General features: G+C 69.3%; 29 protein-coding genes. 11 read left to right on the top strand and 18 right to left on the bottom strand.

Annotated elements, in window-relative coordinates; genetic code table 11:
• Positions 1–120: 120 nt before the first annotated feature.
• From ACFVMC_RS13300 to ACFVMC_RS13275, 6 genes are all read right to left on the bottom strand, one after another.
• Positions 121–822 carry a response regulator gene (locus tag ACFVMC_RS13300; protein ID WP_379209912.1) on the bottom strand — a complete coding sequence of 234 codons (702 nt, stop codon included), beginning with the start codon at positions 820–822 and terminating at the stop codon, positions 121–123.
• A 224-nt stretch (positions 823–1,046) separates the two neighbouring features.
• Complete coding sequence (locus ACFVMC_RS13295; protein ID WP_379209910.1) at positions 1,047–1,526, bottom strand: SRPBCC domain-containing protein; 480 nt, start codon at positions 1,524–1,526, stop codon at positions 1,047–1,049.
• A gap of 90 nt (positions 1,527–1,616) precedes the next feature.
• Entirely contained in the window at positions 1,617–2,408 is a 792-nt protein-coding gene (locus ACFVMC_RS13290; protein ID WP_379209908.1) for an SCO1664 family protein, read from the bottom strand.
• Position 2,409: 1 nt separating this feature from the next.
• Complete coding sequence (locus ACFVMC_RS13285) at positions 2,410–2,994, bottom strand: DUF3090 domain-containing protein (protein WP_379209906.1); 585 nt, start codon at positions 2,992–2,994, stop codon at positions 2,410–2,412.
• Positions 2,995–3,097: 103 nt separating this feature from the next.
• Positions 3,098–3,808, bottom strand: coding sequence for a histidine phosphatase family protein (locus ACFVMC_RS13280; protein ID WP_379209904.1), 711 nt, complete (start codon positions 3,806–3,808; stop codon positions 3,098–3,100).
• Positions 3,809–3,857: 49 nt separating this feature from the next.
• Complete coding sequence (locus ACFVMC_RS13275; RefSeq protein WP_379209903.1) at positions 3,858–4,793, bottom strand: undecaprenyl-diphosphate phosphatase; 936 nt, start codon at positions 4,791–4,793, stop codon at positions 3,858–3,860.
• A 233-nt stretch (positions 4,794–5,026) separates the two neighbouring features.
• Between ACFVMC_RS13275 and ACFVMC_RS13270 the strand changes: the two genes are divergently transcribed.
• From ACFVMC_RS13270 to ACFVMC_RS13255, 4 genes are all read left to right on the top strand, one after another.
• Complete coding sequence (locus ACFVMC_RS13270) at positions 5,027–6,022, top strand: aldo/keto reductase (RefSeq protein ID WP_379209901.1); 996 nt, start codon at positions 5,027–5,029, stop codon at positions 6,020–6,022.
• Between the two features lie 21 nt (positions 6,023–6,043).
• Positions 6,044–7,063, top strand: coding sequence for a hemin ABC transporter substrate-binding protein (locus ACFVMC_RS13265; RefSeq protein WP_379209899.1), 1,020 nt, complete (start codon positions 6,044–6,046; stop codon positions 7,061–7,063).
• Positions 7,060–8,244, top strand: a complete 1,185-nt coding sequence (locus tag ACFVMC_RS13260; RefSeq protein ID WP_379209897.1) for a FecCD family ABC transporter permease — start codon at positions 7,060–7,062, stop codon at positions 8,242–8,244. Before ACFVMC_RS13265 ends, ACFVMC_RS13260 begins: the two co-directional genes overlap by 4 nt.
• 193 nt (positions 8,245–8,437) lie before the next feature.
• Entirely contained in the window at positions 8,438–9,277 is an 840-nt protein-coding gene (locus tag ACFVMC_RS13255) for a heme ABC transporter ATP-binding protein (RefSeq protein WP_379209895.1), read from the top strand.
• An 88-nt stretch (positions 9,278–9,365) separates the two neighbouring features.
• Here ACFVMC_RS13255 and ACFVMC_RS13250 read toward each other — a convergent pair whose 3' ends face one another.
• Genes ACFVMC_RS13250 through ACFVMC_RS13240 form a run of 3 tightly spaced genes read right to left on the bottom strand, consistent with a single transcriptional unit; the run spans position 9,366 to position 12,380 of the window.
• The gene (locus ACFVMC_RS13250) at positions 9,366–9,692 is read right to left on the bottom strand and encodes a YrdB family protein (protein WP_379209893.1); all 327 of its coding nucleotides are present in this window, start codon (positions 9,690–9,692) and stop codon (positions 9,366–9,368) included.
• A 42-nt stretch (positions 9,693–9,734) separates the two neighbouring features.
• Positions 9,735–11,849 carry an MMPL family transporter gene (locus tag ACFVMC_RS13245; protein WP_379209891.1) on the bottom strand — a complete coding sequence of 705 codons (2,115 nt, stop codon included), beginning with the start codon at positions 11,847–11,849 and terminating at the stop codon, positions 9,735–9,737.
• A 6-nt stretch (positions 11,850–11,855) separates the two neighbouring features.
• Positions 11,856–12,380, bottom strand: coding sequence for a hypothetical protein (locus ACFVMC_RS13240; RefSeq protein ID WP_379209890.1), 525 nt, complete (start codon positions 12,378–12,380; stop codon positions 11,856–11,858).
• Positions 12,381–12,717: 337 nt separating this feature from the next.
• On the opposite strand from ACFVMC_RS13240, the gene ACFVMC_RS13235 reads away from it, so the two are divergent.
• From ACFVMC_RS13235 to ACFVMC_RS13225, 3 genes are read left to right on the top strand one after another with little or no spacing between them, the layout of a single operon-like run.
• Positions 12,718–13,716, top strand: a complete 999-nt coding sequence (locus ACFVMC_RS13235; protein ID WP_379209888.1) for a YncE family protein — start codon at positions 12,718–12,720, stop codon at positions 13,714–13,716.
• Complete coding sequence (locus ACFVMC_RS13230; RefSeq protein WP_379209886.1) at positions 13,717–13,965, top strand: DUF5703 family protein; 249 nt, start codon at positions 13,717–13,719, stop codon at positions 13,963–13,965. It begins immediately after the preceding gene.
• Positions 13,966–13,970: 5 nt separating this feature from the next.
• A complete protein-coding gene (locus tag ACFVMC_RS13225; protein ID WP_379209885.1) occupies positions 13,971–15,047 on the top strand; it encodes a quinone-dependent dihydroorotate dehydrogenase in 1,077 nt (358 codons plus the stop codon).
• Between the two features lie 6 nt (positions 15,048–15,053).
• On the opposite strand, the gene ACFVMC_RS13220 is transcribed toward ACFVMC_RS13225, so the two are convergent.
• Positions 15,054–15,422, bottom strand: a complete 369-nt coding sequence (locus ACFVMC_RS13220; RefSeq protein ID WP_379209883.1) for a hypothetical protein — start codon at positions 15,420–15,422, stop codon at positions 15,054–15,056.
• Entirely contained in the window at positions 15,422–15,724 is a 303-nt protein-coding gene (locus ACFVMC_RS13215; RefSeq protein ID WP_379209881.1) for a hypothetical protein, read from the bottom strand. The genes ACFVMC_RS13220 and ACFVMC_RS13215 overlap by 1 nt, the downstream gene beginning before the upstream one ends.
• Positions 15,725–16,138: 414 nt before the next feature.
• On the opposite strand from ACFVMC_RS13215, the gene ACFVMC_RS13210 reads away from it, so the two are divergent.
• The 3 genes from ACFVMC_RS13210 to ACFVMC_RS13200 all read left to right on the top strand — a co-directional run bounded on the left by ACFVMC_RS13210 (position 16,139) and on the right by ACFVMC_RS13200 (position 20,546).
• Positions 16,139–17,662, top strand: coding sequence for a carbohydrate kinase family protein (locus ACFVMC_RS13210; protein ID WP_379209879.1), 1,524 nt, complete (start codon positions 16,139–16,141; stop codon positions 17,660–17,662).
• A gap of 137 nt (positions 17,663–17,799) precedes the next feature.
• Positions 17,800–18,558: a GTP cyclohydrolase II gene (locus ACFVMC_RS13205; RefSeq protein WP_379209877.1), complete on the top strand. Its 759-nt coding sequence runs from the start codon at positions 17,800–17,802 to the stop codon at positions 18,556–18,558.
• A 155-nt stretch (positions 18,559–18,713) separates the two neighbouring features.
• The gene (locus ACFVMC_RS13200; RefSeq protein ID WP_379209875.1) at positions 18,714–20,546 is read left to right on the top strand and encodes an AMP-dependent synthetase/ligase; all 1,833 of its coding nucleotides are present in this window, start codon (positions 18,714–18,716) and stop codon (positions 20,544–20,546) included.
• Between the two features lie 44 nt (positions 20,547–20,590).
• On the opposite strand, the gene ACFVMC_RS13195 is transcribed toward ACFVMC_RS13200, so the two are convergent.
• The 5 genes from ACFVMC_RS13195 to ACFVMC_RS13175 form a co-directional block, all read right to left on the bottom strand.
• On the bottom strand, positions 20,591–21,118 hold the full coding sequence (locus tag ACFVMC_RS13195; protein ID WP_379209873.1) for a YbhB/YbcL family Raf kinase inhibitor-like protein: 528 nt from the start codon (positions 21,116–21,118) through the stop codon (positions 20,591–20,593).
• Between the two features lie 24 nt (positions 21,119–21,142).
• Entirely contained in the window at positions 21,143–22,504 is a 1,362-nt protein-coding gene (locus tag ACFVMC_RS13190) for a M20/M25/M40 family metallo-hydrolase (RefSeq protein WP_379209871.1), read from the bottom strand.
• 81 nt (positions 22,505–22,585) lie between these two features.
• A complete protein-coding gene (locus tag ACFVMC_RS13185) occupies positions 22,586–22,723 on the bottom strand; it encodes a hypothetical protein (RefSeq protein ID WP_379209870.1) in 138 nt (45 codons plus the stop codon).
• Between the two features lie 172 nt (positions 22,724–22,895).
• On the bottom strand, positions 22,896–23,528 hold the full coding sequence (locus ACFVMC_RS13180; RefSeq protein ID WP_379209868.1) for a hypothetical protein: 633 nt from the start codon (positions 23,526–23,528) through the stop codon (positions 22,896–22,898).
• 260 nt (positions 23,529–23,788) lie between these two features.
• Positions 23,789–24,631: a phytanoyl-CoA dioxygenase family protein gene (locus tag ACFVMC_RS13175; RefSeq protein ID WP_379209866.1), complete on the bottom strand. Its 843-nt coding sequence runs from the start codon at positions 24,629–24,631 to the stop codon at positions 23,789–23,791.
• 42 nt (positions 24,632–24,673) lie between these two features.
• On the opposite strand from ACFVMC_RS13175, the gene ACFVMC_RS13170 reads away from it, so the two are divergent.
• On the top strand, positions 24,674–25,249 hold the full coding sequence (locus tag ACFVMC_RS13170; protein ID WP_379209864.1) for a TetR/AcrR family transcriptional regulator: 576 nt from the start codon (positions 24,674–24,676) through the stop codon (positions 25,247–25,249).
• 126 nt (positions 25,250–25,375) lie between these two features.
• Here the strand turns inward: ACFVMC_RS13170 and ACFVMC_RS13165 are convergent, their stop codons facing one another.
• Entirely contained in the window at positions 25,376–25,999 is a 624-nt protein-coding gene (locus ACFVMC_RS13165) for an ABC transporter ATP-binding protein (RefSeq protein WP_379209862.1), read from the bottom strand.
• Positions 25,999–26,886: an ATP-binding cassette domain-containing protein gene (locus ACFVMC_RS13160; protein WP_379209861.1), complete on the bottom strand. Its 888-nt coding sequence runs from the start codon at positions 26,884–26,886 to the stop codon at positions 25,999–26,001. The genes ACFVMC_RS13165 and ACFVMC_RS13160 overlap by 1 nt, the downstream gene beginning before the upstream one ends.
• Positions 26,887–26,944 lie beyond the last annotated feature (58 nt).

Genomic DNA, 26,944 nt, shown 5'->3' with positions numbered 1-26,944 from the left:
TTCACCTTGATCGACCGCACCGGATCCAGCGGACGCGGCAATACCTCCGCGACCCAATCCCCCACCGCGGCAAGCCTGGATCTCACGACGCCTCCCACTGCCACCGGCAACGCGCGGCGATCACGAACGACCCTCCAGGGCGTAGCCGACACCGTGAACGGTGCGGATGAGATCGGCGCCCAATTTGCGGCGCAGGGCTTTGATGTGACTGTCGACGGCCCGGGTTCCGGAAGCGTCGGCCCAATCCCACACCTCCTCCAGCAGGCGCTCGCGGGCCAGCACGACGCGGGGGCGGCGAGCCAGCCGCGCGAGCAGATCGAATTCCAGTGGCGTGAGCTGGGCTTCGAGCTCCCCACGCCAGACCCGGCGCTGATCGATATCGATGCGCAGGTCGCCGACAACGATGGTGGCGCCGTCGCGTTCTGCGGTGCGTTCCATGCGGCGCAGCAGGGCATGCACACGGGCGGCCAGGACCCGCATCGAGAACGGTTTCGTCAGATAGTCGTCGGCGCCGACACCCAGCCCGATGAGCTGATCGGTTTCATCGGTGCGTGCGGTGAGCATCAGCACCGGCAGCGAACGCCCCGTCTGGATCCGGCGACACACCTCCAGGCCGTCGAATCCGGGCAGCATCACATCCAGCACCACCAGATCCGGTTCGCGCGCTTGGACCGCTGCCACCGCCGCGGGCCCGTCATGGGCCATCTCGACGAGGAAACCCTCCGCGCGCAGCCGCGCCGCCACGGATTCGGCGATCGTCACCTCGTCGTCGACCACCAGGATCCGCCGGGCCGCGCGCCCGGTGCCGCCAGTCTGTTCCATGAGCGAACCCTAACCATCGCGTGTGCGCGACCGGGTCGGCACATGTGGAGATCCTGTGCGCACACCCCGATCGCGGATCCCGGGCGCGCCGGACCGGCAACGGGATACGTCGGCGACCGACCAGGGTCGCGGCCGCCGACTCCGTCGTTCTCGAACCCACGGCCGACGGACGGTTTCGTTCGCTTCGTCGGCGAACAGGTCCGCCCCGCTGCTCGCTCGAGCGGCTATTCCGCCCAGAACAGGTGGCCGATCTCGAGCAGGTCGCGCAACCGAGCCAACCTACCCCGCCACATCCGTTCCATCCCGTTGCGCGCCATCTTCTGCCGCCGGTCGGTCAGATCGAACCCGCTGTGCGTCAGCAACAGTCGGGTGCCGTGCCCCTCCGGTGCGAGGGCCACGTCGACCACCCATTCGATCGGCTGCTCGGCACGCAGGTCGGCCCAGCTCAGGGTCAACTGCTCACCATGGCGCACCGCCAGCACCACGCACTCGATCTCGCCGACCGAGGCGGTCTGCTCCGATCCCGCGGCCGGAGGCACGCTGAAGACGAATCGTGTGCCGACCGACGCGTCGAGCCCGGTCGAGGGCATCAACCACCGCTCCACCAGCACCGGCTCCACCAGCGCACGCCAGACCTCCGACGGTGCGTGCGAAAAATAGACATCGATCTCGACCGACGCGGGATCACGCGTCGGATCGGACATCACCACGTCGGCCCCTCCACTCCCGGTCCCTCGCATTACGCGGCAGTATTCCACAGCCGGCCGCCGGATCGAGCCCGCGCGGACGGCGGGTCAGAAGGCAGGCCAGGGAATCGGACGGGAGGTACGCGGCACCGGCATATACGGGTGGGCCAGTAGCTCTTTCGCGCGGTGACCGAGTGCGTCGATCTCGGCATCGGTGATATGGGCGGCGAGACCGTCGGCGATCTCCCCCGGCAGCGCCTTCACGAACTTCTCGATATCGGCCAGCAGCACCTCGTCGACCGGTCGACCTGCCCAGCCCCACAGCACGGTGCGCAGTTTGTGCTCGGTGTGCAGGCAGATGCCGTGATCGACGCCGTAGACCTGCCCGTCGGTACCCTCCAGCGCGTGCCCGCCCTTGCGGTCGGCGTTGTTGAGCAGCACATCCAGCACGGCCATCCGTTGCAGGCGCGGATCGTCGGCGTGGATCAGGCAGACCTCGTTGCCGAGATCGTCCTGGGCGCGCAGGATCTCGCGAAATCCGTCCGGCACCGCGCCGACCGGGCACAGATCGACCAGGTCGAGCCGGTCCCCGCGATCGGTGTGATTGTCGACCGCCTCCACCCACCGCTGCACCATGCCGGGCCCGAACGGCCCATCACGCAGAATGGTCTCCGGGATGACACCCCAGCCCAGCGCGTCGGAGATCAGATACGAGGCGACCTCCCGCCCGGCGAGGGTGCCGTCGGGAAAATCCCACAGCGGCCGCTCCCCGCGCACCGGCTTGTACACCACCCGCGGGCCGCCCTCGGCGTCGCAGACCAGGGTGACGTTGGAGGCGGTGCTGATCCGCCCGATCACCGTCAACTCGCCCGTGCCGAAACCGTCGGCGACCGCGCTCACCTCACTCCTCTAGCTCGGCCGGACCGAAGGTGTCGCTGCGCTTGTAGCCGTTGGTGCGCACACACATGTGCCCGCGCGCGGACAGCGGTTCCCCGCACAGCGGGCACGGCGGACGACCCGCCGCGATCACCCGGGTGGAGCGCAGCGCGAACTCGCGCGCCTGGATCGGGGTCAGGAATACACGGACCGCGTCGGGGCCCTCCTCGGTGTCGTCGAGCACCACCGATTCGTCGACCTCGGTCTCGGTGATGGCCAGCAGCTCCACCACGACCGCGCCCGCGTCGGAATCCCAGCCCAAACCCATGGTGCCGACCCGGAATTCGGCGTCGATCGGCGTGACCAGCGGCGCGACATCGGCGACCTCGTCGGCCTGCGGCGGCACCGTGGCGCCGAACCGGCGCGCGACCTCGTCCAGCAGCAGACCCATCCGGTCGGCGAGCACCTTCACCTGCTGCTTCTCCAGCAGCACGCTGACCACCCGGGGTTCCTGAACGGCTTGCAGATAGAAGGCGCGATCGCCCGGCTCACCGACGGTCCCGGCGACGAACCGATCGGGGGTGCGAAATACATGGATTGCTCGTGCCAATCTGCACCTCCTGCGCAGTGTTCCTGGTTCGCGCGCGAGCCCGCTCACGCACCCTGGTCATCCCGCGACGCCCGAGCGCCGCCTCTTTCGTTTACAAGGAATCTCAGCGCTCCGCATTCCCATTATCCGCGCCCGAAGGGTTTCCCGTTTCGCCACCGGGGACCGGAGCCGCGGCGACCGCACCGGCCGGTGCCAGCCCGGACAGGTCCGCGCCGGTGTCGTTGACCCGCCACACGAAGGGCGCGGTCGGGGTGTAGCGGATCACACTGAGCGAGGCCGGTTCCACCACGATGCGCTGAAAACCGTCCAGATGGATGCCGAACGCGTCGGCCAGCACCGACTTGATCACATCACCGTGGGTGCAGGCCACCCACAGCACGTCACCGCCGTGCTTCTCGGCGAAGGCCCGGTCGTGGTCGCGGATCGCGGCGACCGCGCGGGCCTGCACCGCGGCCAGCCCCTCGCCGCCGGGGAACACCGCGCCGGAGGCATGCCGCTGCACCACTTTCCACAGTGGTTCGGTGACCAGGTCGGCCAGGGGTTTCCCGGTCCAGTCCCCGTAGTCGACCTCGAGCAGCCGCTCGTCGAATTCCGGTTCCAGGCCGAGCTTCTCCGCCAGCGGCGCCAGCGTTCGCTGACAGCGCAACAGCGGCGAGGACACCAGGCGCGCGATCGGCAGCGCGGACAGCCGGTCGACCAGGCCGCGGGCCTGCTCGGCGCCGCGGTCGGTGAGATCGACGCCCGCACTGCGTCCGGCCAGCGTCCGGGCGGTGTTGGACGTGGATTGGCCGTGCCGCAACAGGATCACCGTCATGGCGCCACCCTACGCGGGCGGGTCGGCGGCGTATCGCCGTGCCGGAGGCTCACGTCGCCGACACCACCCCGCCCGCCAGCAACCCCATCATGGCCAGGCCCAGCACGATGCGGTAGCCGACGAACCAGTTCAGCGAGTGTTTGCCGACGAATTTCAGCAGCCACGCCACCGAGGCGTAGCCGACCGCGAAGGCGATCACGGTCGCGACCAGCAGCTGCGGGCCGCTGGCATTGAGCCCTTCGCCCGCCGGAGCGAACGCGTCGGGCAGGCTGAACAGGCCGGACGCGGTGACCGCGGGAATCGCGAGCAGGAATGAGAACCGCACGGCCGCTTCGCGTTCCAGGCCCAGGAACAGGCCGGCGGTGGACGTCGCGCCGGAACGCGACACGCCCGGGATCAGGGCCAGGCACTGCGCGAAACCCATGATCAGCCCGTCGCGGGTGGTGAGCTGCTCGATCGGGCGCTGTTTGCGGCCGTAGTGTTCACCGGCGGCGATCACCAGCGCGAAGGCGATCAGCATGAACGACACCAGCCACAGATTGCGTGCGCCGGTACGGATCTCGTCCTTGAACAGCAAGCCGAGCACACCGATCGGAATGGTGGCGATGATCACGTACCAGCCGATCCGGTAGTCCAGGTCGCGCTGGGCCTGCGCCTGCGCCACCGCCTGGCGTTCCCGCGTCATCACCGGCAGTTCGGTGGTCACCTGATCGGTGATCGGTACCCGGTTGCGCTGGGTCAGCTTCTCCCAGTTCACGCCGAACCAGACCTTGACGATCCGGCCGATATCCTTGGCGAAATAGACCAGTACCGCCGCCTCGGTGCCCAGCTGGGTGACCGCGGTGAACGAAGCGCCGGCATCGTCACCGAAGAACACCGACGACACGATCCGCAGATGCGCCGAGGAGGAGATCGGCAGGAATTCCGTGAGCCCCTGAACCAGACCGAGTACCAATGCCTGAATCCAGGTCATCGACTCACCCACGCGCGCGCCTCCTCTTCGAACTGCCTGAATTGCCCGTTCTCAGTAGGCAATTGGGGTGCGGCAGCGCACCCGAGGGCACAGACCGCCGCAATCTCGAGCGACAGTACAGGCTCTCGGCGCGCCGCGGCCTACCGGCCGGTTCCAGTCTGCGCGGCACACCCCGCGCCTGTCGACGACCTCCCGGCCCCGCCGCCGTTTAGGCTTGGCGCCGTGACGAATGCGTGGACGCGGTGATGGAACAGCGGACGATCGGCCGCAGCGGCCTACGAGTGTCCCGGATCGGATTGGCCACCCACACCTGGGGTGCGCACACCGACGCCGAGGCCGCGGCCGTGCAACTGGTCGCGTTCGCCGAGGCGGGCGGCACCCTGGTCGACACCTCCCCCGCCTACAGCGGCGGCGCCGCCCAGCGGGTGCTCGCCGAACTGCTCGGCGACCTGGTCTCCCGGGACGACCTGGTGATCAGCGGCTGCGCGGGTGTCATCCCGGCGCAGGACCCACCACACGCCGATCCGGAGCTACCGGCCCCGGACCCCCTGCACCCGACGCCGGAGACCGTGCGGCCCACCATCGATACCTCGCGCCGGGCGCTGTTGCGTCAGCTGGACCGGACGCTGCTGGAACTGGGCACCGACTACCTCGACATCTGGAGCATCGCCGCCTGGGATCCGGCCACACCGCTGGACGAGGTCGCCGAAACCCTGGACTACGCGGTGCGTTCGGGCAAGGTTCGCTACGGGGGGGTGCGCGGGTTCACCGCCTGGCAGCTGGCCAGCCTCGCCGCGACCGCGCCGGTATGCGTGGCGCAGACCCCGTATTCGCTGCTGGCCCGCGATATCGAAGGCGATGTGGTGCCCGCCGCCGAACATCACGGCCTCGGGCTGATCGCGTCGGCGCCGCTGGCCGGTGGCATTCTCACCGGCAAGTACCGCGACGGAGTGCCCGCGGACTCGCGTGGAGCGGACGAGGCGACCGCGGCCGAGATCAGCAATCGGCTCGACGAGCGGGCAACCCGCGTGGTCGACGCGCTGGTCACCGCGGCCGATGGGCTCGGTACCTCGCCGCTGGCGGTGGCGCTGGCCTGGATCCGGGACCGGCCGGGCATCGCCTCGCTGATCGTCGGCGCCCGCGATATCGGGCAGCTCACCGGGGTGCTGGCCGCGGAGACGCTGGAGTTGCCGCGCGCCATCGGCGCCGCCATCGACGACGTCAGCGCACGCACCGAATGAGCGCCGCTTAGGCTTGCCTACATGAGTCGTTCCGTCGGTATCCGCGTCCTGCTCGCCGTGCTCGCGCTGTTCCTGGTCGCCGCGACCGCCGCCTGCGGCAGCGACACCGGGGCCGGCGGCGGGCAGCGCGGACTGTCCACCGCGACACTCACCGACATCGCACCCGAACCGGTCGGGCCACCGCCCACACCGATCCTGCCGGTGACCGTGCGGTCCTTCGACGGCGGCGACGTGACGGTGAACTCGGCGGACCGGATCATCGCCGCCGACCGCTACGGCACCCTGATGCAGACCGCGTGGGCGCTGGGGCTGGGCGCGAACCTGGTGGGGCGCAGCACATCCGGAGTGTTTCCGGCGGTCGCCGATCTGCCGGTGGTCACCGGCGGCAACGGCACCTTGAACGTGGAATCGATTCTGGCGCTGCGGCCCACGGTGTTCCTCACCGATTCCACCAGCGCCACACCGGCCGTGCGGGAACAGCTGCGAGCGGCCGGGGTCACGGTCGTCTACTTCGATCCGCAGCGCAGCATGGCCGGGGTCGTGCCGCAGATCGAGGCGGTCGCCGGGGCGCTCGGCGTGCCGGACCGCGGGCAGGCGCTGGCACAGCGCACCCGCGCCGAGATCGCCGCCGCCGAGGCCGCCATGCCCGCACACGAGGACCTGAGCATCGCGTTCGTGTATCTGCGTAGCTCCGCCATCACCATGCTCGCCGGCCCCGGCTCCGGCGCCGACGCGTTGATCGCCGCGCTCGGCGCGCGGGACGCGGGCGCCGCCGCCGGCCTGAAGGAACCCTTTACCAGTATCACCAGCGAGGCCATGATCAGCGCCGCCCCCGACCTGCTGCTGGTCATGACCGACGGGCTGAAATCCATCGGCGGCACCGACGGGCTGCTCAGAGTCCCCGGCATCGCCCAAACCCCCGCGGGCCGCAACCAGCGCATCGTCGATATGTCCGACTCCGTCCTGCTCAGCTTCGGCCCCAACACCGGCCGCGTCATCGCCGCCCTCGGCAAGGCCGTCTACACCCCCACCCCCGCATGAGCGAATCCCGCACCCCGGGCTCGACCAACGGCTCAGGCACACAACCCGATTCATCGACCAGCGCGGCGGCCGGTCCTGGCGGCGCGCATCCGAAGGCGGTGACCGGATCGGCCGGTGCCGTGTCGGTGGACGTGCCGAAGTCGCGGGGAAAGTCGCGAACGACGGCGGTGTTCGCGGTGGCGATCGCGGCGTTGATCGGGCTGGCGTTGGTGTCGGCGGCGGTGGGTCAGGTGCCGACGACACCGGCCGAGGTCGCGGGCAGTATCGCGCATCGGATCGGGCTGGACTGGGGACCGATGCCGGCGCATCCCGCCGGTGAGGTGACGCTGTGGGAGGTCCGGTTCCCGCGGGTACTGCTGGCGATCATGGTCGGGGCGGCGCTGGCTACAGCGGGCGCATTGTTGCAGGGCGTGTTCGCGAATCCGCTGGCGGAACCCGGTGTCATCGGTGTGTCCGCGGGTGCGGCGGTCGGGGCCGGCACGGTGATCGTGATCGGCGGGGCGTTCGTGGCGGCCTGGTCGGTCGCGGCGGCCGCGTTCGTCGGCGGACTGCTGACCACGGCGCTGGTGTATCTACTGTCTCGATCCAACGGGCGGACCGAAGTGGTGACGCTGATACTCACCGGTGTCGCGGTCAACGCGTTCGCCGGTGGTTTGATCGCGTTCCTGCTGTTCATCGCCTCCCCCGCCGCCCGCGACCAGATCGTGTTCTGGCAGCTGGGCAGTCTGAACGGCGCGACCTGGGACGCGGTCTGGGTGGTCAGCACCTTGACGATCACCGGTGTACTGGCCGCGATCGTGATCGCGCCGCGCCTGGATCTGCTCGCACTCGGCGAATCCGCCGCCCGGCACCTCGGTGTCGACGTCGATCAGTTGCGCCGCAATGTGATCGTCATCGTGGCCGTGCTCGCTACCGCGGGCGTCGCCTTCTCCGGCATCATCCTGTTCGTCGGCCTGATCGTCCCGCACCTGGTGCGCATGTTGGTCGGCCCGGCCCACCGCGTCCTGATCCCATTGTCCGCGCTGATCGGCGCCGTGGTCCTGCTCGCTTCCGACGTCGGCGCCCGCTCCCTGGTCGACAACGCCGACCTCCCCCTCGGCATGCTCACCTCCCTCATCGGCGGCCCCTTCTTCTTCTGGCTGCTGCGCCGCACCCGCGCCCGCGCCGGAGGCTGGGGATGAGCGCCACCCGCGACACCACACGACCGCACCGCGTCACCCGGCGCGGCGCCCCCGGCCGATCGCCCGCGAGGAGCGTCGACACCGCACGTGATCACAGCCTGCCCGGATCGAGCAGGCGCGCGGGTATCGATTCGCGCCGTGGTCGGGCGAGAAGTGTCCCGGCGACGGCACATTCGAGGGCGGGAGGCCGACGGTGAGCGGGCTGGAAGCGGTGTTCCGGCGGGAACACGAGTTGCCGAAGCGACCGGAGTCGGGCGTCGTGACACTGCGGGCAGCCGGGCTCAGCGTGGCGCGGCGCGGTGCGGCGCGGCCGGTGCTGGAAGGCGTGGACTTCGAGGTCGCGGCCGGTGAGGTGGTGGCGCTCGTGGGGCCGAACGGCGCGGGCAAGTCGACTCTGCTGGCGGCGCTCGCCGGGGAATTGGAGCCGAGCGCGGGTGCGGTGGAACTCGACGGGCGTGCCCTGGCCGAATGGACAACGCTCGATATGGCGCGGCGGCGCGCGGTCCTGCCGCAGACGCACACGGTCGGGTTCCCGTTCACGGCACGGGAGGTCGTCGCCATGGGGCGGGCGCCGTGGGTACGCACCGTGCGCCGCGCCGACGACGACGCCCTGATCGCGGCGGCACTGGCCGCGGCAGACGTGGAACATCTTGCGGCGCGCCCGTTTCCGGCACTGTCCGGTGGTGAGCGAGCGCGGGTCGCGCTGGCGCGGGTGCTGGCGCAGGACACGCCGACGCTCCTGCTCGACGAGCCCACCGCCGCACTGGATCTCGGCCATCAGGAGGCGGTATTGCGCCTGGCTGCCGATCGCGCGGCCGCCGGTGCCGCGGTGGTAGTCGTCCTGCACGATCTGGGGTTGGCCGCCGCCTACGCCGACCGGGTCGTTGTCCTCGAATCGGGCGAGGTCGCCGCCGATGGGCCGCCGCGTCAGGTGCTGAGCACCGAATTGCTCACGCGGGTCTACCAGCATCCGGTCGAGGTGCTGGATCATCCGGTGACCGGCGCGCAATTGGTGCTACCTGTTCGGCGTTGACCGGGCGGTAGGATCTGCCGAGGTCGCCTCGCCGTGTGCACATCGCCCGAGGCGGTGCGCCCAGGCGCACTTCGAGCGAATTCTGCACTTACCCGACCTCGACCTCCAACGTCCCGTCCCCGAAGTACCGACCCAGCGCATTCAGTACCCACACCGCGAAGAACACGAGACCGACCACCGGCGCCACCGCACCCCATGCGATCGCCCCGCCACCGAACCAGATCAACTCCAACGCCACCCGCCACGGCCCGTGCAACCGGAACCGCGCATTGCCCGCCGCCCCGAACATCGCCCACATGAGCGCGAACAGCAGCGGCGCGACGATTCCGCTGACGATCCGCAACGGCAGCGCCTCGTCCAGGGTGAATCCCCACCAGCCGGCACCCACGAGCACACCCAGCTCGAGCAGAAACATCAGAAATAGATTGGCGCCCTTGACGACTCGCACAGCTCCCCCTCAGCGCCAGATCAGCTTCAAGACCGCCGGTGTCAGCAGCATGCGGATCACCGTGGCGTCGAGGATCAGCGCGGCGATCATGCCATAGGCGATGTATTTCATGAGCACCAGGTCCGAGAACCCGAACGCCCCGGTGACGACGATGAGAATGGCCGCGGCGGAGGTGATCACGCCGCCGGTGTGCGCGACGCCGTAGCGGATCGCCTCGGTGGCGTCGGCGCCCGAGCGACGCGCCTCCGACACCCGCGACAGCAGGAACACCTCGTAGTCGGTGGACAGCCCGAACACCACGGTGACGATCAGCGCCAATACCGCGAACATCAGCGGACCGGGCGTGAACTGGAAGAACTCCGCGCCGTGGCCTTCGACGAAGATCCAGGTCAGGAACCCCAGCGTGGCGACCAGGCTGAGTGCGCTCATGGCGACGGCCTTGAGCGCCAGCACGATCGAGCGGAACGCCACATACATCAGCACCAACGCCGCCAAGGCCAGGATCGCCACCAGCAGCGGCAGACCACGCAGCAGCCCGTTGATGCTGTCGCGTTCCAGTGCGGGCACGCCCGCGACCATCACCCGCACGCCGTCGGGTTCGGGCAGGGCGCGCAGCGCATCGATGACCCGGTCGGCGTCACGTTCCTCGGCCAAGCCCGCGTTGAGCACATTGACGCCGTCCTTGGTGGCCGCACCGGGTTCGAAACGCCCGGTCAGCCCCGGCACCTGATTGGCCGCATAGCGAATGTCGCTGAGCTGCTGCGGATTCGCGTCCACGATGACCAGTTTCAGCGGTTCGGTACGGAAGCTGGGGAACAGTTCGTCGAAGCGTTCCTGCGCGACCCGGGCCGGGTTCTGCGCGGACAGATACTTCTCGCTGATCCCGCCGAATTCGATATTGCGGAACGGGATCGCCAACGCCAGCAGGGCCAGCACGATCGGCACCGCGACCGCCCACGGCCGCCGTCGGCGCGTCTGCGTCCCGTCCACCGCGGTGCCCATCGACCAGCGGGCGAGCCGCGCGAAGAACCCGGCGTCGATCTGCGCTTCGGTCTTGGTGCGGGAGAACCGCTTCCACCCCCACAGGTCGATCCGCCGACCGGCGATGCCCAGTGCCGCGGGCAGCGCGGTCACCGACAGCAGCGCGGCCAGCAGCACCGAACTGATCCCGCCGTAGGGCACCGAGCGCAGCACCCCGTTCGGGAAGATGAACAGCGCGGCCAGACTCACCGCGATGATCGCCGCCGAGAACATGACCGTGCGCCCCGCGGTCGCGACGGTGCGTGCGGTCGCGTCCTCGACGCTGCGTCCCGCGGCCAGTTCCTCCCGGAACCTGGTCACGGTGAACAGTCCGTAGTCGATCGCCAGGCCGAGACTGACCAGCGTCATCACGATGCTGGCGAACACGTTCACATCGATCACGCCGGTGAGCGCGCGCATGATGCCCGCGGTGCCCATGATCGTCATGCCGCCGATCAGCACCGGCAGCAGCGCGCCCACCACACCGCCGAACACGAAGTACAGCAGGATCGCCACCAGGGGCAGCGCGATGATCTCGGCCCGGTGGATGTCGTCCTGCATGCCGGTGTTCAAACCGGCCAGGATCGGCTGCAATCCGGCCAGTTGGACAGTGGTGCCACCCGGCCCGCCGCCGGGTTCACCGGCGCCGAGATGGTCGACGATCGCCGCGTAGTTCTCGACGGTCGCGGTCCCCTCGCCGCGCAGGCCGACGCTGGCGAACGCGTGGGTCTTGGTCGCGTCGGTGGCATTGGCCGCGAACGGGCTGTCCCAGTAGCTGTCGATCTTCTGGATCCGGTCCGGGAACCGTTCCAGCAGTTCGCGCAACGCACCGGTGACCGGTCCGCGCACGGCCGGATCGTCGACGGTGGCCCCGTCGGGCACCGTGTAGAGCAGGATCAGGTCGCTGTCGGTGTCACGGCCGAAGGTGGCGTCGGCGATCTTGGATGCGGCGACGGATTCACTGGATTCGTCGAACCAGCCCTCCTGGGTCATCCGATCGGCGAGGCCGCGGCCGTAGAACCCGGAGATGAGCACGGCGCACAGGGCCAGGCCGAGCACGAGATAGCGGTGGCGGTAGACGTACCGGCCCCAACGTTCACCCATGGAGCGTCAGCCGCAGGCGGGCGTGCGGTAGTCGGCCGAGCGCAGGATGCCGCACAGATCGGTGCGGGAGATCTTCCATTTGCCGTCGAGCAGGACGAAATGCACGACCGTGGTGCGCACGGCGGTGCCGGTGCCGTCCTTGTCCAGGCGCATGGTGGCGGTGAGCGTGCCGTCGCGGTTGTCGAACACCGGGTCGGTGACGCCGTAGACGGCACGCGGGTTGTCTTGCAGCGCCTTGTACATGTCCGGGATGGCGTCCTTGAACGCGTCGCCGTCCTCGATCAGCGCGGTGCGTTCGCTGTCGGGCAGCGCAGGATCGAGCGCGCGTTTGATCTGCGCGTCGAGTTCGGCGGCGGTGGGCAGCGGCCGGTTCGCCAGCGAGGACGAGGTCGCCGCCGAAGCCGAGAGCGAAGCGTTCGCCGAGGACCGCGCGGCCGCGACCGTATCCTCATCGGGTCCGGAGCCGCCGCAGGCCACCGTGGCCCCGGCCACCAGCACCACCAGTGCGGCGCAACGTATCGAACGCATCATTCCCCTACCCGTTCCTACATTCCCTCGACGACGGATGATCCGCCCCGGCGGAGCTCGCACGGCCGTCACGTCCCGGTCCACGGCGGCCGCGACCGGCTCCGCGTCGGCGATCATATCCGCACCAGCACCTCCACCGCTGCAACGTCGACGGCGAGGGCCGATCACCCCCTCAACGTACCGACACCCGCGGAGTTTTCGAGCCGTCCCGGGCGCGGCCGTGCGGATCGCCGATATCGTCGGCCCCCGCCGACCCGCCGCTGTCGCTACCCCGGTCGGCGGCCGTCCTGCGCCATCATGGTCAGATAGTGGGGTTGGCCCTGGTGTGAAGGAGTTCGGTGTGCGCGTCCCGTTGGCGCTTGCGAGTGCGGCGACGCTGCTGTTGCTGACCGGGTGTTCCGGTTCGGACGACAAGCCGGACGCACCGACCCGCGAGCCCGCTGCCGCCGCGGTGGCGCCGGTACCGACCGCCGCGCCCGCCGGCCGGGTCGTCCCGGTGGGTCGCGCGGTGACAGCGCTGGTGTCGGATCCGGGCACCGGGCAGCTCGCCGCGCTCGACGGCGCCACCGTGCTGCTGATCGATCCCGCGACCGGCGCCGTGCGCACCGTCGCGCTGCCCGCGCCCGGCGCGAGCCTGGCCCTCGGCGCGCCCGGCGAAGTCCTCGTCGCCGCACCCCAGCGGATCGTGCGCGTGCAGGTGGCGGCCGCGGCGGTCAGCGAGATCCCCGTCGAGGGCGATGTGCGCTCGGTCCTGAACGGCACGGACGGCACCGTGCTGGCGGGTACCGCCGACGGCCGGGTGCGCACCCTCGCCGCCGACGGCGCCGTGCTGCGCACCGTGACGGGCCTGGTGTCGGCCGACGTGCTCGCCCGCACGCCCGATCACCTGGCGGTACTCGACCGCCATCAGTCCTCGATCACCGAGATCGACCCGGGCGCAGCCGATCTCGGCCTGGCCCAGCGGGCCGGTGACGGGGCCACCATGATGATCGCCGATCATTTCGGCCGGGTGCTGGTCACCGACAGCGACGATAACGAATTGCTCGTCTACAGCACCGGACCGCTGCTCCTGCGGCAGCGGTTCCCGGTAGGATCTTCGCCTTACGCACTTGCCTACGATCAGCGGTCGGAGACCGTGTGGGTGACGTGCACGCAGAGCAACGAAGTTGTCGGATTCGATCTCGGCACGGGTATCCCCGTGGAAGTGGGCCGATACCCGGCGGTGCGCCAGCCGAACTCGGTGACCGTGGACGAACGCACCGGTGATCTGTTCGTCGGTTCCGCGACCGGGGACGGTGTGCAGCGGATCCCGGCGGAGCAGCGGAAGAGAGGGCAGTAGATGGCGCCGAAACACTCCCGCGCATTACCGGCGAGCTGGGCGGAAAACACCAGCGACGACTATGAATACGTGCCGTTGCGACTACCGAAGGACATGAATCGGGTGACCGCCTCCATGCGTCTGGCCATTCAGGCCGAATTCGGCGGCTGGGAATTGTCGCGGGTGCGCGCCTACACCGACGGCAGCCGCCGGGTGCTGTTGCGCCGCCGCAAATCTGCTCTGCTACCCCAGCCCGAGCCGGGGATGTGACGCCGATGTATTCCTTACTCCTGCGAGTCATGTTCCTGGTCGATCCGGAACGCATCCATCATTGGGCTTTCGCCGTCATGCGCTGGGCCGCGCGGTTCGCCCCGGCCCGAGTGCTGCTGCGTAAGCTGCTCGTCGTCGACGATCCGATTCTGCGTAACCGGGTCTTCGGCGTCGACTTCCCCGCGCCGCTGGGTCTGGCGGCCGGGTTCGACAAGAACGCCGAGGGCGCCGACACCTGGGGCCCGCTGGGTTTCGGCTATGCCGAGATCGGGACCGTGACCGCCCAGGCGCAGCCGGGCAATCCGGCGCCGCGCCTGTTCCGCCTGCCCGCCGACCGCGGTCTGATCAATCGGATGGGGTTCAACAACTTCGGTGCGGCCGCGGCCGCGGCGAAGCTGCGTGCCCGCGCGTCGACGGTTCCGCTCGGCGCCAATATCGGCAAGACCAAGATCGTCGAGCCGGCCGACGCCGCCGCCGACTACGCGACCAGTGCGGCGCTGCTGGGCCCGCTGGCCGATTTCGTGGTCGTCAATGTCAGCTCGCCCAACACCCCCGGCCTGCGGGATCTGCAAGCCGTCGAATCGCTGCGCCCGGTGCTACAGGCCGTGCTGGACACCGTCAGCGTGCCGGTGCTGGTCAAGATCGCCCCCGATCTGTCCGACGAGGACATCGACGCGGTCGCCGATCTGGCCGTCGAATTGGGTCTGGCCGGGATCGTGGCCACCAACACCACCATCCGCCGCGACGGCCTGCGCACCCCGGCCGCCGACGTCACCGCCATGGGCGCAGGCGGCCTGTCGGGTCCGCCGGTGGCCGAGCGGTCGCTCGAGGTGCTGCGCCGCCTGTATCGCCGGGTCGGTGACCGCGTGGTCCTGATCTCGGTCGGCGGCATCGAAACCGCCGATCAGGCCTACGAGCGGATCCTGGCGGGCGCCAGCTTGCTGCAAGGGTTCACCGGGTTCATCTACGGCGGCCCGTTCTGGGCCCGCGCCATCCACCGCGGTGTCGCCGAGCGATTGCGCCGCGACGGCTTCGGCTCGCTCGCCGCGGCGGTCGGCGCGGAGCACGTCAACCGCGCCTGAGCGGTGTCAGTGCAGCCGGACCAGAGGGTGCGGCCGACGGCGATATCGGTCGCTCACCGGCGGGTCCCGCGGTTCGAGCTGTTCGAGCCGTAAGCGCGCGATCATCCGCTTGGACAGCATGATCACCGCCTGTTCGAAGAGCAGGCCGAGTTCGCCGGCGCAGTCGGCCGCGCGGGCCTGAGCCATCCGGTCGTGGACCGAGTCCAGGTCGCTGATTATCTCGTCGAGCTCCATTCCCGCCCGGGCCTCGGCGCGGGTCAGGTAGCGGTCCGGCAGCCAGCTCAATCGCCACAGTCGTTCGCCCGCACCGGTTTTCCGGTACGCGGACTCGGGTGTGAGGTCACTGGTCATGGTCCATTCGGTGATGCGGATCATTACGCTGTCTCCGGGTTCTCCAGCTCGCGGCCGGGCGGTTCGGATGGGATGTCGGTGCTCGGACGCTGCCGCACGCGGGTGCGTCTGCACAGCAGCGGACGGATTCGGCGGTCCCACGCGGCGGCGGGATACCGGAGTTCTCGCGCGCGGAGCGCGGCCAGTGCTTCTTCGCGGGTGCAGACCGAGCCGGGTTCCCAGCTGAGCCGCCAGGCCGGTTCGGCCGCGCAGCGGCTGGGGCGCCAGGCCCAGATGTCGGGCGTGACGCTGCTGGTCATGGACCGGCTGCTTTCGTAGATCGTCACGTCTGTCTCCCCGAGGCGGCGTCGACCGAGTGCAGCGTGTGGGGCGCGCACGGAATGGATGGCGGGGATGTGGGGCGACACGCGATGCGTTGCCGCCTAGGCGCGGGCGGACAGTTCCGGCTCGGTATCCGGCCGATGCTGCCGACGCCGCCGAATCCGGCGTTTCACGAGAACCACTCTCATCACCAGACCCTCCCGAGCTCCTGGTGGGGGCGATAGGTCGCCTGGACTCCAGTGTGGCGGGTCCGAGGGGTCTATCGCTACTCCTCTTTGACAATTGCCGCCCGATTGGCGTCAATTGTCGTGACACTCAAGGAATTCACCGCTCGAAGTATGGCTAAACCCGCAAATGCCGCCTATCGTGAGCGCCAGACGGCCAGCAAACCCTCGACCACCAGAGGAGTGGATCGCGCTATGGCGCCGCAGGATTCGGGAGCCGCCGCGGTGCGGAGCATCCTCACCCGGCTGGGGAAGCACCGCGGCCTCGTCGGCGGCGCGGAACGCCTGCGCAAGAGCGTGATCGACATCGGCCCGCTGCTCGATCTCGAGCCCGTGCGCAAGCGCGCGTACCGCGACCGCGTGCCACCCGAAGAGGCTGTCCTGCTGGTGGTCCGTGAGCTCGCCCGGCAGTTGCCGCCCACCGAACGCTTGATCGCGGATGCCGCGCTGTCGCTGGAGCTGCTGGCCGCCCGCCCGCCCGCGACCCTCGACCTCACCCAGTTCTACGGCACTGACCTCGGAAAGCGGCGCGAGTTCCTGAACGAGCACTGGTCGGCACTGCTGGCGCACCTGGGCGTCGAGTCGATCCCGGACGCGCCGTCGGTGCGCTCTCTGCGCGACAAGCGCGAGCATCACGCGGTGACCCAGCTCGCGCGCCTGCTGACCAGCGAAACCGATTACGCCGGAACACTCTACGAACTCGACGAGCCCGCCGACGCCGGTGTCCGCCAGCGGGCCTCGCGCACCGCGCGCGGCGTGATCACCGTGGTCGGTGCCGCCGTCATCGATCACATCTACCGCACCGATCACCTGCCGACGGTGGGCGGTCCGGCCGCGCGCGGGCGCTTCGAGGAGCAGATCGGCGGCAAGGGCTTCAATCGGGCGGTGGCCGCGGCGCGGCTCGGCTTCCAGGTCCGGCTGCTCACCGCGGTGGGCGACGACGAGAACGGGCGCAAGATCCTGCGGCAGCTGGCCAAGGAGAAGGTCGACACCGAACTCGTACGGGTGCTGCGTGGCCTGCGCACTCCGGTCGCGGCGATGATCATCGCCGGTGGCGGCGGGATCGGCACGATCGGCAGCATCGACGACGCGGTCCGGCTGAGCGAGAACGATCTCAACGATCCCGCCGCCCAGGAGGCGATCACCGAGTCCGACGCGCTCCTGTTGACCTTCGAGCAGCCGATCTCCGTGCTGGAGAAGGTATTTCGAATGATCCGGCCGGTCGCCGACCCGCCCTGGCTGCTGGTGCAGCCCACGCCGTCGCTGGATCGGCCGCAGTACCTCTACCAGTATTTCGACCAGATCGATTATCTGCTGGGCACCCGGCGCGAGCTGGGCAGTCTGCTCGCCACCGGCGAGCAGTCGCCGCCCGGCGATCCGGAGTCGGTGGCCCAGCAACTCGTGGCAATGGGAGTTGACACCGTGTGCACGGTGGAGGGTTTCCAGTGCGCCGCGCGCTCGGCCCGGACCGCCTACGACCTGCCCCGCCCGGCCGCCGCGCACCTGGACGAGTCCCCGGGCGCGCGTGCGGCGTTCACCGCCGCGCTGGCCGCACGGCTGCTCGTCAACGAACGCTCGGCGGACCGCGACGATTTCGTCTACGCCACCGCCGCGATGGCCGCGACCCAATCGTTCGGCGATGTCGCGAGCGCGATGCCGCCCGCGACCAAGATCGACGACATCGTCAACTTCCCGGCAAACGGGACGGACGGGCACTGAGATGACGGCCGCCTCGACCCCCGCGCGCAGCGGTCGCTATCGTCACTTCGCGTCGCCCGATTCCGGCCGCTCGACCGGGGTCGGTGGTTCTTGTTCTGCCCCAGCCTCTTTCATCCCATCACCGCCTCGGAGGAGAATTGAACACTGACCCCGGGATCCTTCAGGAAACCGCTCACACGCTGACCCGCAAGGGTAGTGATTTGCAGGTCCGAGTCCAGGAATTGCCCGATGAATGCAATGGTGGCTATCTCCTGGTTTTCGGCGATCCCGGCCCGGATTGCCTGGTGCGCGTGCACTCGCGCTGCCTTTACGGTGACGCGCTGGCCTCCGACGACTGCGACTGCGGCCCCGAACTCGACATGGCCATGGACATGATCCAGGAGGACGGCGCCGGGGTGCTGGTCTATCTGGAACAGGAGGGCCGCGGCGTCGGGCTGATCGCCAAGGCGCGCGGTCTGCGCGAGAGCGAACTCTCCGGCGACGACACCTTCACCAGCTATCACCGCCTCGGTTTCCCGGAGGACGCGCGCTGCTACAAACCCGCCGCCTGCGCGCTCGCCGAACTGCTGGCGACTCAGTTCGGCGTCACCTCGGTGCGGCTGCTGACCAACAATCCGGACAAGCTCGACGCGCTGCGGTCCGCCGGGCTCACCGTCACCGCGGTGCCGCTGGGCACGCGGGCCCGCAGCGAACGCGCCCGCAAGTATCTGGAGGCCAAGCGCACCCACCGCAAGCACTGGATCCCGATCGAGGACGCGTTGCAGGACACCGCCCGGTTCGAGGCCCTGGATATCGATGTGCCTTGGGAATCCCCGGCGCCACCGGCGCCCCGGCGGCGATTCGCGCGCCTGTGGAAGCGGGCCGCACTGGTTCCGGATTGCTCGGCATCGGAGTAACGGACGCCACTTTACTGTTTCTTTGGTTACGATAAGTGAGCCGCGCCACTCGATGACGCGCCGCCTCGTGAGTTGATGACACAACCTGCTGCACACCGTGTCATTCGCGGACGGCGCTTCGAGGACGGTTCACACAGAACTATCGGGACAGGAATATGAGCAACACAGAAATCGGTTTCGCGCACGAGTCCGGCAAGACGGTCTACACCGTTCCCGAGGCATTCCAGGAGACGATCAAGCTGCGGCCGGACGCCATCGCGTTGCGCACCGTCGGCGGCACCACCGAGATCTCCTGGCAGCAGTACGGCGACCGGGTCCGGGTGATCGCCGCGGGGCTGGCCAAACTCGGTATCGCGCACGGCGACACCGTCGGCATCATGCTCACCAACCGGCCCGAGTTCAACCTGGTCGACACCGCGGCCCTGCACCTGGGCGCCACCCCGTTCTCCATCTACAACACCAGCTCCCCCGAGCAGATCACCCACCTGTTCACCAATGCCGAGAACAAGGTCGTGATCACCGAGCGCGTCTTCCTCGACACCGTCCGCGCGGCGGGTGTGCCGCTCGAGCACATCGTGCTGGTCGACGGCGCCGCCGAGGGCGCGCTGGATCTGGCGGCGGTCGAGGCGGACCCGGCCGAGGACTTCGACTTCGACGCCCGCTGGCAGGCGGTCAAGCCCGAGGATCTGGCCACCCTGATCTACACCTCCGGCACCACCGGCCCGTCCAAGGGCGTGGAGATCACCCACCGCAATGTGCTGGCCCAGATCATCGCCCTGGTCAACGGCCCGCTGCGGGTCGGCTACGACGACCGCGCGATCTCCTACCTGCCGGCCGCGCACGTCGCCGACCGCATCTCCGGGCACGCCATCAGCCTGCTCACCGGCATGCTCGTCACCTGCGTGCCCGACCCGCGCGAGATCGCCGCGGCGCTGCCCGATGCCCGGCCCACCGTCTTCTTCGGCGTGCCGCGGGTGTGGCAGAAGATCAAGGCCGGGATCGACGGCAAGCTGTCGGTCGAGCCGAGCCCGGTGAAGAAGAAGCTCGCCGCCTGGGCCATCGAGACCGGTATCCAGGCCGCCCGCGCCGATCTGGCGGGCAAGTCGCGCGGCCCGCTGCTGGGACTCCAGTACACGATCGCCGACACGCTCGTGCTGTCCAAGCTGCGCGCCGCCCTCGGCATGGACAACCTGAAGGTCGCCGCGTCCGGCGCGGCGGCCATTCCGCCGGAAACCCTCGAGTACTACCTCGGCCTCGGCTTCACGGTCACCGAGGTGTGGGGCATGTCCGAGACCACCGGTGTCGGCACCTACACCGAGCTGGCCAAGCCCCGCCCGGGTTCGGTCGGGCGCGCCGTGGACGGACTGGAGCTGCGCCTCGGCGAGGACGGCGAGCTGCTGTGCCGCGGCCCGATCGTCACCCCCGGCTACCGCAAGCAGGCCGACAAGACCAAGGAGGCGATCGACGACGACGGCTGGCTGCACACCGGCGATGTCGCCACCATCGACGCCGACGGCTACGTGCGCATCGTGGACCGCAAGAAGGAACTGATCATCAACGAGGCGGGAAAGAACATCTCCCCCACCAATATCGAGAACGCCGTGAAGTCGGCGTCCTCGCTGATCGGTCAGGTCGTCGCCATCGGCGAGGCCAAGCCCTTCATCGGCGCGCTGATCACCCTGGATCCCGATACCGCCGCGCTGCGCGCCAAGGCGCTGGACACCCCCGGCGACGATCTGGCCGCCCTGTCGGTGCGCAAGGAGATCCTCGACGAGGTGCGCGCCGCCGTCGAGGCGGGCAACCGCAAGCTGTCGCGGGTCGAGCAGATCAAGCGGTTCACCGTGGTCCCGCAGCCGTGGGAGCCGGGCGGTGAGGAACTGACCCCGACGATGAAGCTCAAGCGCAACCCGATCGCGGCCAAGTACGGCGCCGAGATCGCCGCCCTCTACGAGGCGGAGGCCCCGGCCACCGTCATCGACCTGAAATAACCTGTGACGAAATGGATCCCGGCGCTCGCCGGGATCCATTTCCGCTACGCGATCTCGTACTTGCCGATCAACGTCGCCCGGCCCAGGGTGTGGAAGAACAGGTTGAAGCCGAGGAACGCGGGCGTGCCGTTCGCGTCGATCTCCAGCTCTTCGACGTCGACGGCGTGTACCACGACGAAGTAGCGGTGAGGCCCGTGTCCCTGCGGCGGGGCCGCGCCGACATAGCCCGGGAACCCGCCGTCATTGCGCAGGGTCACCGCACCGGCGGGCAGCGACCCGCCTTCGCTTCCCGCGCCGGACGGCAGCGAGGTGGTCCCCACCGGGATGTTCGCCACCGCCCAGTGCCAGAATCCGGACGCGGTCGGCGCGTCCGGATCGAAGACGGTGACCGCGAAACTCTTGGTCTCCGGCGGGAATCCGGACCAGGACAGCTCCGGGGAGATGTCCTTGCCGCCCGCGCCGAAGACTCCGCTGACCTGGTCGTTGCCGAAGGTCTCCCCTTCGGCGAAATCGGCGGAGGTGACGAGGAAACTCGGCACCTGCGGCAGCGCGTCGTACGGGTTGTAGGTCATGGTTGCCCTTCTGGGTCGATGAGATCAGCTGTGCAACAGGAAGTGTTCCAGCACCCGGGTGCCGAATTCGAGCGCCTCGACCGGCACCCGCTCGTCCACGCCGTGGAACAGGGCGGTGAAGTCCAGATCCGGCGGCAACTGTAGCGGTGCGAATCCGAAGCAGCGAATACCCAAGCGTGCGAACGCTTTCGCGTCGGTGCCGCCGGAGAGCATGTAGGGCACCGTGCGGCCCTGGGCATCGTGGGCCAGGATGGCGTCGTTCATCGCGTCGACGAGATGCCCGTCGAAGGTGGTCTCGTAGGAATCGAGTTTGGTGATCCACTCGCGTTCCACGTCGGGACCGATCAATTCGTCGACCTCACGCTCGAATTCGGCCTGGCGGCCCGGCACCACCCGGCAGTCCACCACCGCCTCGGCGGTCTGCGGGATGACATTGGCCTTGTAGCCGGCGTTCAGCATGGTCGGATTGGCGGTGTCGCGCAGTGTCGCGCCGATGATCCGGGAGATCGTGCCCAGTTTGGCCAGCTGGCCTTCGATATCGGGACTGTGCGGATCGAACTCCAGGCCCGTCTCCTCGGCGACCGCCGCCAGGAATTCCGCGACCGAATCCGAAAGCACCAGCGGGAAGGTATGTTTGCCCAGCCGCGCCACCGCGTCGGCCAGAATCGTGACCGCGTTGTCCTCGTGCAGGAACGAGCCGTGCCCGGCGCGGGCCTTGGCGCGCAACCGCATCCAGCCCAGGCCCTTCTCCGCGGTCTCCACCAGATACAGGCGACGCTCGGTGCCGTCGGGACGCGGAACCGTCAGCGAGAAGCCGCCGACCTCGCCCACCGCCTCGGTGACGCCCTCGAACAGATCAGGACGATTGTCGACCAGCCACTGCGAACCCCACTTGCCGCCCGCCTCCTCGTCGGCGAGGAAGGCGAAGACGATATCGCGCGGCGGCACCGTGCCCTCGAGCTTGAACTGACGGGCGATGGCCAGCATCATGCCGACCATGTCCTTCATATCGATCGCGCCGCGCCCCCACACGTAACCGTCGCGCACCGCGCCGGAGAAGGGATGCACGCTCCAGTCCGCGGCCTCGGCGGGCACCACGTCCAGGTGGCCGTGCATGAGCAGTGCGCCGCGACCGGAATCGGCGCCGGCCAAGCGCGCGAAGACATTTCCGCGTCCCGGCTGCCCGGATTCCACGTACTCGGTGGTGTAGCCGACCTCGTGCAATCGGTCGGCCACCCACCGCGCACACTCGCGCTCACCCTTGGTGGTTTCCAGCTCGCCGGTATTGGAGGTGTCGAACCGGATCAGCGCGCTGACCAGCTCCACCACCTCGTCCACCGCACGAGACCTGCCGTTGGGATCGAGTCGTTCACCATTTGCGGACACGACCCCTTCCTACCATCCGCCACAACGGTGGCACCGGCCGCCGGTTTCGATCAGCGCGAGCGGATGTCTTGCCGGGAAAACCTATCGGGGGCAGGCGACGCCGACCGGGCAGACCAGCTCGGTCAGTGGCGCCGCCTCGGCTTCGGCCAGGGCCAGGCCGATCGCCGTCATCACGACCGAAACGACACCGGTGATCGCGAACATCCGGGTCAAGCGCATGTCACTCCTTTCGGTGGATTTGTACGTTTCGGGCGGAATGGTAGGTCCGGTGCAGGCGTGTCGCCGGGACCGTCGCGGTGTTTCCCGGCCTCGACTCGGTATCGGTCGCGGACACGCGAAGGCCCCCGATCGTTCGACCGGGGGCCTCACGTCTACGCGCGGTGCGCGTCGGTTACCCGACGCTGCTGCCGGAATTCGCTCTCGCGGTGGCCTCTTCTTCGTCGTCGCCCTCGTCGTCCTGGCTGGACTGCGAGTTCTCGGTCGCCTCACGTTCGTCGGCCATGCTCTCCTGCGGGCGAGGCCCGGCCTGCGAGTTGGCGGCCGCACCCGAGGAATCCTCGTCCGGCAGGTCGGAGCCCGGCGCCGCGAGCGTCTGCGTCGACCGCTCCTGCGGCAGGCTCGACGAGTTCGCCTGCGGCTCGGTGCTGTCGGCGTTGGCCGTGCCGTTGGTCGCCTCGTCGCCGTTGGAGCTGTTCGGAACGACGTCTCCCGCTTCATCGTCCTGGCGGCTGTTGGGCACCACCTCGTCGGCTTCGTCGTCCTGGCGGCTGTTCGGAACGACCTCGTCCTCGTCACCGTCGTCCTGGCGGCTGTTCGGGGCGACCGCGTCCTCGTCGCCGTCTTCCTGGGCTCCGAACATCCCGAACAGCACATCCAGCGGCGACTCGGTCTTGCCGTGCTCGGTGACGGCGGAGTTGCCCGTGGCCGGGGTCTCCGCCACCGCCTGAGCCGCGGGCAACGCGACGAACGCCGCTGCCGTCGCGGCGATGACTCCGGCCGTGGAGAACAATCCTGCGATACGCATACCACTCCCTTTCCGGTTGGTTTGATCCGCAGGCGATGCTATTGGACCCGCGCACCACCACCGGCATATAGAGAATTTCGGCGTTTCCGGATCGAGCATGGATTTGTTTATTTTTCGAAACACATTTCCCCAGGTCAGGTCCGGTAGCTGCGACCGAATCGATAGCGTGTCGATACACGGGGCCGACCTCGGTAAATTGTGCGGAGATGAATTGTTACCGCATAATTCGACACAATTCAGTGTTGAATCGCACTCGACCGTCAGGGTTCCAGCAGTCGTTTGGGGTGCATGCCGTCGACCTGGCCGATGAAGGGCGGGTGGATGCTGTAGCCGAGCATGCGGCGGATGTCCTCGCTGACCTCGCGTACCACCTCGCGCGGCGTCGACAGCGTGAACGCCTCCTGCGGGCGCAGCCAGGGTTCGCAGTACTGGGCGGTGAGGGCCAGGCGCGGATCCGCCGAACGATTCGCGCCGCCGCCGTGCCACAGGGTGCCCAGGAAGAACACGCAGGAACCCGCGGGCATGACGACCGGGGCGCGCTCGGCGTCCTCGCCCGGTAGCCGGTCACCCCAAACGTGGCTGCCCGCGACGATATCGGTGGCGCCGTTGTCGGCGGTGAAATCGTCGACAGCCCAGATGGTCGCCGCGCCGAGCGCCGCCCGAGGCCGCGGGATCGGATAGAAGCTGTCGTCGGTGTGCAGCATCTGCGCGGACTCGCCGGGCAGGATGTTGATCACCTGGAGCATCGACAGCAGGTAGTTCGGCAGGAACAACCGGTCCAGCAGGGCCAGTACGCGGGGATGATCGACGATCCGGTCGCAGCTGCGGGTCTTGTTCAGGACGCTGTAGATCCGTTGTGTCGCATGGCCTTCGAAGTCGTTGCGGCCGGTTCGCGCCAGCAGCGGCAGCACGTCGGCGCGGATCTCGGCCAATTGCTGTGGGGTGAGCAGGTTCTCCAGGATGACGTAGCCGTCGCGGCGCAGCGCCGCGAGATCTGCCTCCGCGATCGCGGGATCGACTGTGCGCCCGCTACTTTCGGTGCGCCGGTAGGTTCCGGCGAGATCACCGGCCAGATCGACGATGGACGAAACCTCGGCGGCCATGACGCCCTCCAAACATAACCGAGTTCTGTTATTGTTCCGACTGTGGCACGCGCACCTCTCGGACGTCAACAGCTGCTCGACGCCGCCCGCGCCGAACTCCTCGAGGGCGACGGGCAGGTCGATCTGCACGCGCTCAAACGCCGTTCCGGCCTCAGCACCGGCGCCCTGTACCACCACTTCGGCTCCAAAGCCGGTCTGCTGGTAGCGGTGTACGAGCAGTTCCATGCCGGTCTGGTGGCCGCCATCGCCGACGACACCCTGCCCGCCGCCGCCTGGCCAGAGCGCGAACGCGCCCGCACCCACCATTTCGTGGCCTACCATTTCGCCGACCCGCTCGCCGAACTCCTGCTGAACCGCATCGTCCGCGAGCCCGAGCTGGCCGAACTCGAGACCGGCGCACTGGCCCGCCTCACCGCCGCCGCGGGTCGCAACATCCGCCAGGGCCAACTCGACGGCGAGATCGACCCCGCCATCGACGCCGATCTGGCCGGCGCCTGCATCATCGGCGCCCTCCGCTACGGCATCGCCGACCAACTCCGCCGCAACCCCCGCCCCACCACCGACGACGCCGCCAACCGCCTCTGGAACGTGATCGCCGGGGCCCTGACCATCCACTGACCGGACCCGACGTCGAACCTCGAAGCCTGTGGGCGCGTGGGCGATCCACGTCGCGGCCCACCGCCTGTTGCCCCGGCGACAGCGGTCGGGTCCGTGGTGCGCGGCGTTCGATGCGGTGCCGCGGCCCTAACCCGGGTGGATCGATCCGCCTGCGAGCGTGGTGGTTCGAGTGCACGTGGCGCCGAGAAGGTCCTCGTCGTGGCTGACCAGCAGGACGCCCGTGCCGGTGTCGGCGCGGGACCGGATGACGTGCATGACGGCGGCGGTGGTGGCGGCGTCGAGCATGGCGGTGGCTTCGTCGCAGAGGAGGTAGCGCGGGTTCTGGGCCAGGGCGCGGGCGAGGCAGGCGCGCTGGAGTTGGCCGTCGCTGACCTCGTGGGGGCGGCGGTCGAGCAGGTCGGGGGTGAGGCCGGTGGTGGCGGCCAGCGCTTCGAGGTCCGGACGGTCGCCGCGGATGGCGGCGGGTTCGCCGATGATGCGGCGCAGCGTGAACCGCGGGTTGGTGGCGGCGCGCGGGGATTGGAAGACGACGGCGATATCGGCGCCGCGCTTCGGGAGCGCGGCGCCGTCCACCGTGACCGTGCCGGATGCCGGGTGCAGCAAGCCCGCGAGCACGCGCACGAGAGTTGTCTTCCCCGAACCGGATTCACCGCGCAGGCCGACCACCGCACCCGGCGGGACGGTGAAATCGATGCCGGTGAGTACGTCCGCGCCGCGGTAGCGGGCGGTGACATCGGCGGCGGCCAGCACTACAGCTCCTCTCGAATCATGCGCTCCCCCTGGCTCTTCAGGACACCGTGGCCCAGATACGGACGGTCCGGGCGCAAGTTCGTCAGCTCCGGCGGCGGATGCGGCAGCGGCCGCAGTCCCCGGGTGGGCAGCGCGGCGAGCAGATCGCGGGTGTAGCCGTGCCACGGGTCGGCGAGCACGTCGGCGGCGGGCCCGATCTCGAGCAGGTGCGACGCGTACATGACGGCCATCCGGTCGGCGACCCCCGTGCGCTCCAACGCGGCGAGGTCATGGGTGATCAGCAGGACCGCCGCACCGTCATCGGCGCACCGCCGCAACAGCTTCAGCGTGCGGTCGGTTCGTCCCCGGTCCAGCCCGGAGGTCGGCTCGTCGGCTACCAGCACCGCCGGATCACCCGCGAGCGCCGCCGCGATCGCGGCCCGCTGCGCCATCCCGCCCGACAACTCGTGCGGGTAGCACTCCAGTGCCGACACGGGAAAGTCCGCCCGCTCGGCCAATTCGGCACAGTCCAGCCGGCCACCCACTGCCCGCACCGTTTCCGCCAACTGCGCCCCCACCGTCCGCACCGGCGTGAAATGCGTTGCCGGAGACTGCGGCACCAGCCCGACCCGCCGTCCCCGCCACCCCGCACCCGCCGAGGTCACGTCGGCACCAGCGACCAGCACCGCACCGGTCACCATCGCCCCCGGCGGCAACAACCCGACCACTGCCGCGCCCACCATCGACTTCCCGCACCCCGACTCACCCACCAGCGCGGTCACCGTCCCCGCCGCGACCTCCAACTCCACCCCGGTCACCGCGTGCACAACAGCCTTGCGCCCCACCGGGATCCGCACGGTCAGGTCCCGCACCACCAGCCCGGCCATCTCATCATCAGCACCACTCATCGCACTCCCTCGAACGGTTCCAGCGCACCGCGCACGGCAAATCGACGGCTTGATGACA

Origin of the sequence: Nocardia sp. NPDC127579 (assembly GCF_042672005.1) — a bacterium.
In the GTDB taxonomy this organism is placed as follows: domain Bacteria; phylum Actinomycetota; class Actinomycetes; order Mycobacteriales; family Mycobacteriaceae; genus Nocardia.
Note: the sequence above shows the minus strand (reverse complement) of the source record. Positions and strands in the feature narration are given on the sequence as shown.

Excerpts from the sequence above, each read along its gene's own strand:
- ACFVMC_RS13300 (WP_379209912.1), bottom strand. The coding sequence starts at position 822 with ATGGAACAGACTGGCGGCACCGGGCGCGCGGCCCGGCGGATCCTGGTG.
- ACFVMC_RS13295 (WP_379209910.1), bottom strand. The coding sequence starts at position 1,526 with ATGTCCGATCCGACGCGTGATCCCGCGTCGGTCGAGATCGATGTCTAT.
- ACFVMC_RS13280 (WP_379209904.1), bottom strand. The coding sequence starts at position 3,808 with ATGACGGTGATCCTGTTGCGGCACGGCCAATCCACGTCCAACACCGCC.
- ACFVMC_RS13270 (WP_379209901.1), top strand. The coding sequence starts at position 5,027 with ATGGAACAGCGGACGATCGGCCGCAGCGGCCTACGAGTGTCCCGGATC.
- ACFVMC_RS13265 (WP_379209899.1), top strand. The coding sequence starts at position 6,044 with ATGAGTCGTTCCGTCGGTATCCGCGTCCTGCTCGCCGTGCTCGCGCTG.
- ACFVMC_RS13260 (WP_379209897.1), top strand. The coding sequence starts at position 7,060 with ATGAGCGAATCCCGCACCCCGGGCTCGACCAACGGCTCAGGCACACAA.
- ACFVMC_RS13250 (WP_379209893.1), bottom strand. The coding sequence starts at position 9,692 with ATGTTTCTGCTCGAGCTGGGTGTGCTCGTGGGTGCCGGCTGGTGGGGA.
- ACFVMC_RS13245 (WP_379209891.1), bottom strand. The coding sequence starts at position 11,849 with ATGGGTGAACGTTGGGGCCGGTACGTCTACCGCCACCGCTATCTCGTG.
- ACFVMC_RS13240 (WP_379209890.1), bottom strand. The coding sequence starts at position 12,380 with ATGATGCGTTCGATACGTTGCGCCGCACTGGTGGTGCTGGTGGCCGGG.
- ACFVMC_RS13230 (WP_379209886.1), top strand. The coding sequence starts at position 13,717 with ATGGCGCCGAAACACTCCCGCGCATTACCGGCGAGCTGGGCGGAAAAC.
- ACFVMC_RS13225 (WP_379209885.1), top strand. The coding sequence starts at position 13,971 with ATGTATTCCTTACTCCTGCGAGTCATGTTCCTGGTCGATCCGGAACGC.
- ACFVMC_RS13220 (WP_379209883.1), bottom strand. The coding sequence starts at position 15,422 with ATGATCCGCATCACCGAATGGACCATGACCAGTGACCTCACACCCGAG.
- ACFVMC_RS13210 (WP_379209879.1), top strand. The coding sequence starts at position 16,139 with ATGGCGCCGCAGGATTCGGGAGCCGCCGCGGTGCGGAGCATCCTCACC.
- ACFVMC_RS13200 (WP_379209875.1), top strand. The coding sequence starts at position 18,714 with ATGAGCAACACAGAAATCGGTTTCGCGCACGAGTCCGGCAAGACGGTC.
- ACFVMC_RS13195 (WP_379209873.1), bottom strand. The coding sequence starts at position 21,118 with ATGACCTACAACCCGTACGACGCGCTGCCGCAGGTGCCGAGTTTCCTC.
- ACFVMC_RS13185 (WP_379209870.1), bottom strand. The coding sequence starts at position 22,723 with ATGCGCTTGACCCGGATGTTCGCGATCACCGGTGTCGTTTCGGTCGTG.
- ACFVMC_RS13180 (WP_379209868.1), bottom strand. The coding sequence starts at position 23,528 with ATGCGTATCGCAGGATTGTTCTCCACGGCCGGAGTCATCGCCGCGACG.
- ACFVMC_RS13175 (WP_379209866.1), bottom strand. The coding sequence starts at position 24,631 with ATGGCCGCCGAGGTTTCGTCCATCGTCGATCTGGCCGGTGATCTCGCC.
- ACFVMC_RS13160 (WP_379209861.1), bottom strand. The coding sequence starts at position 26,886 with ATGAGTGGTGCTGATGATGAGATGGCCGGGCTGGTGGTGCGGGACCTG.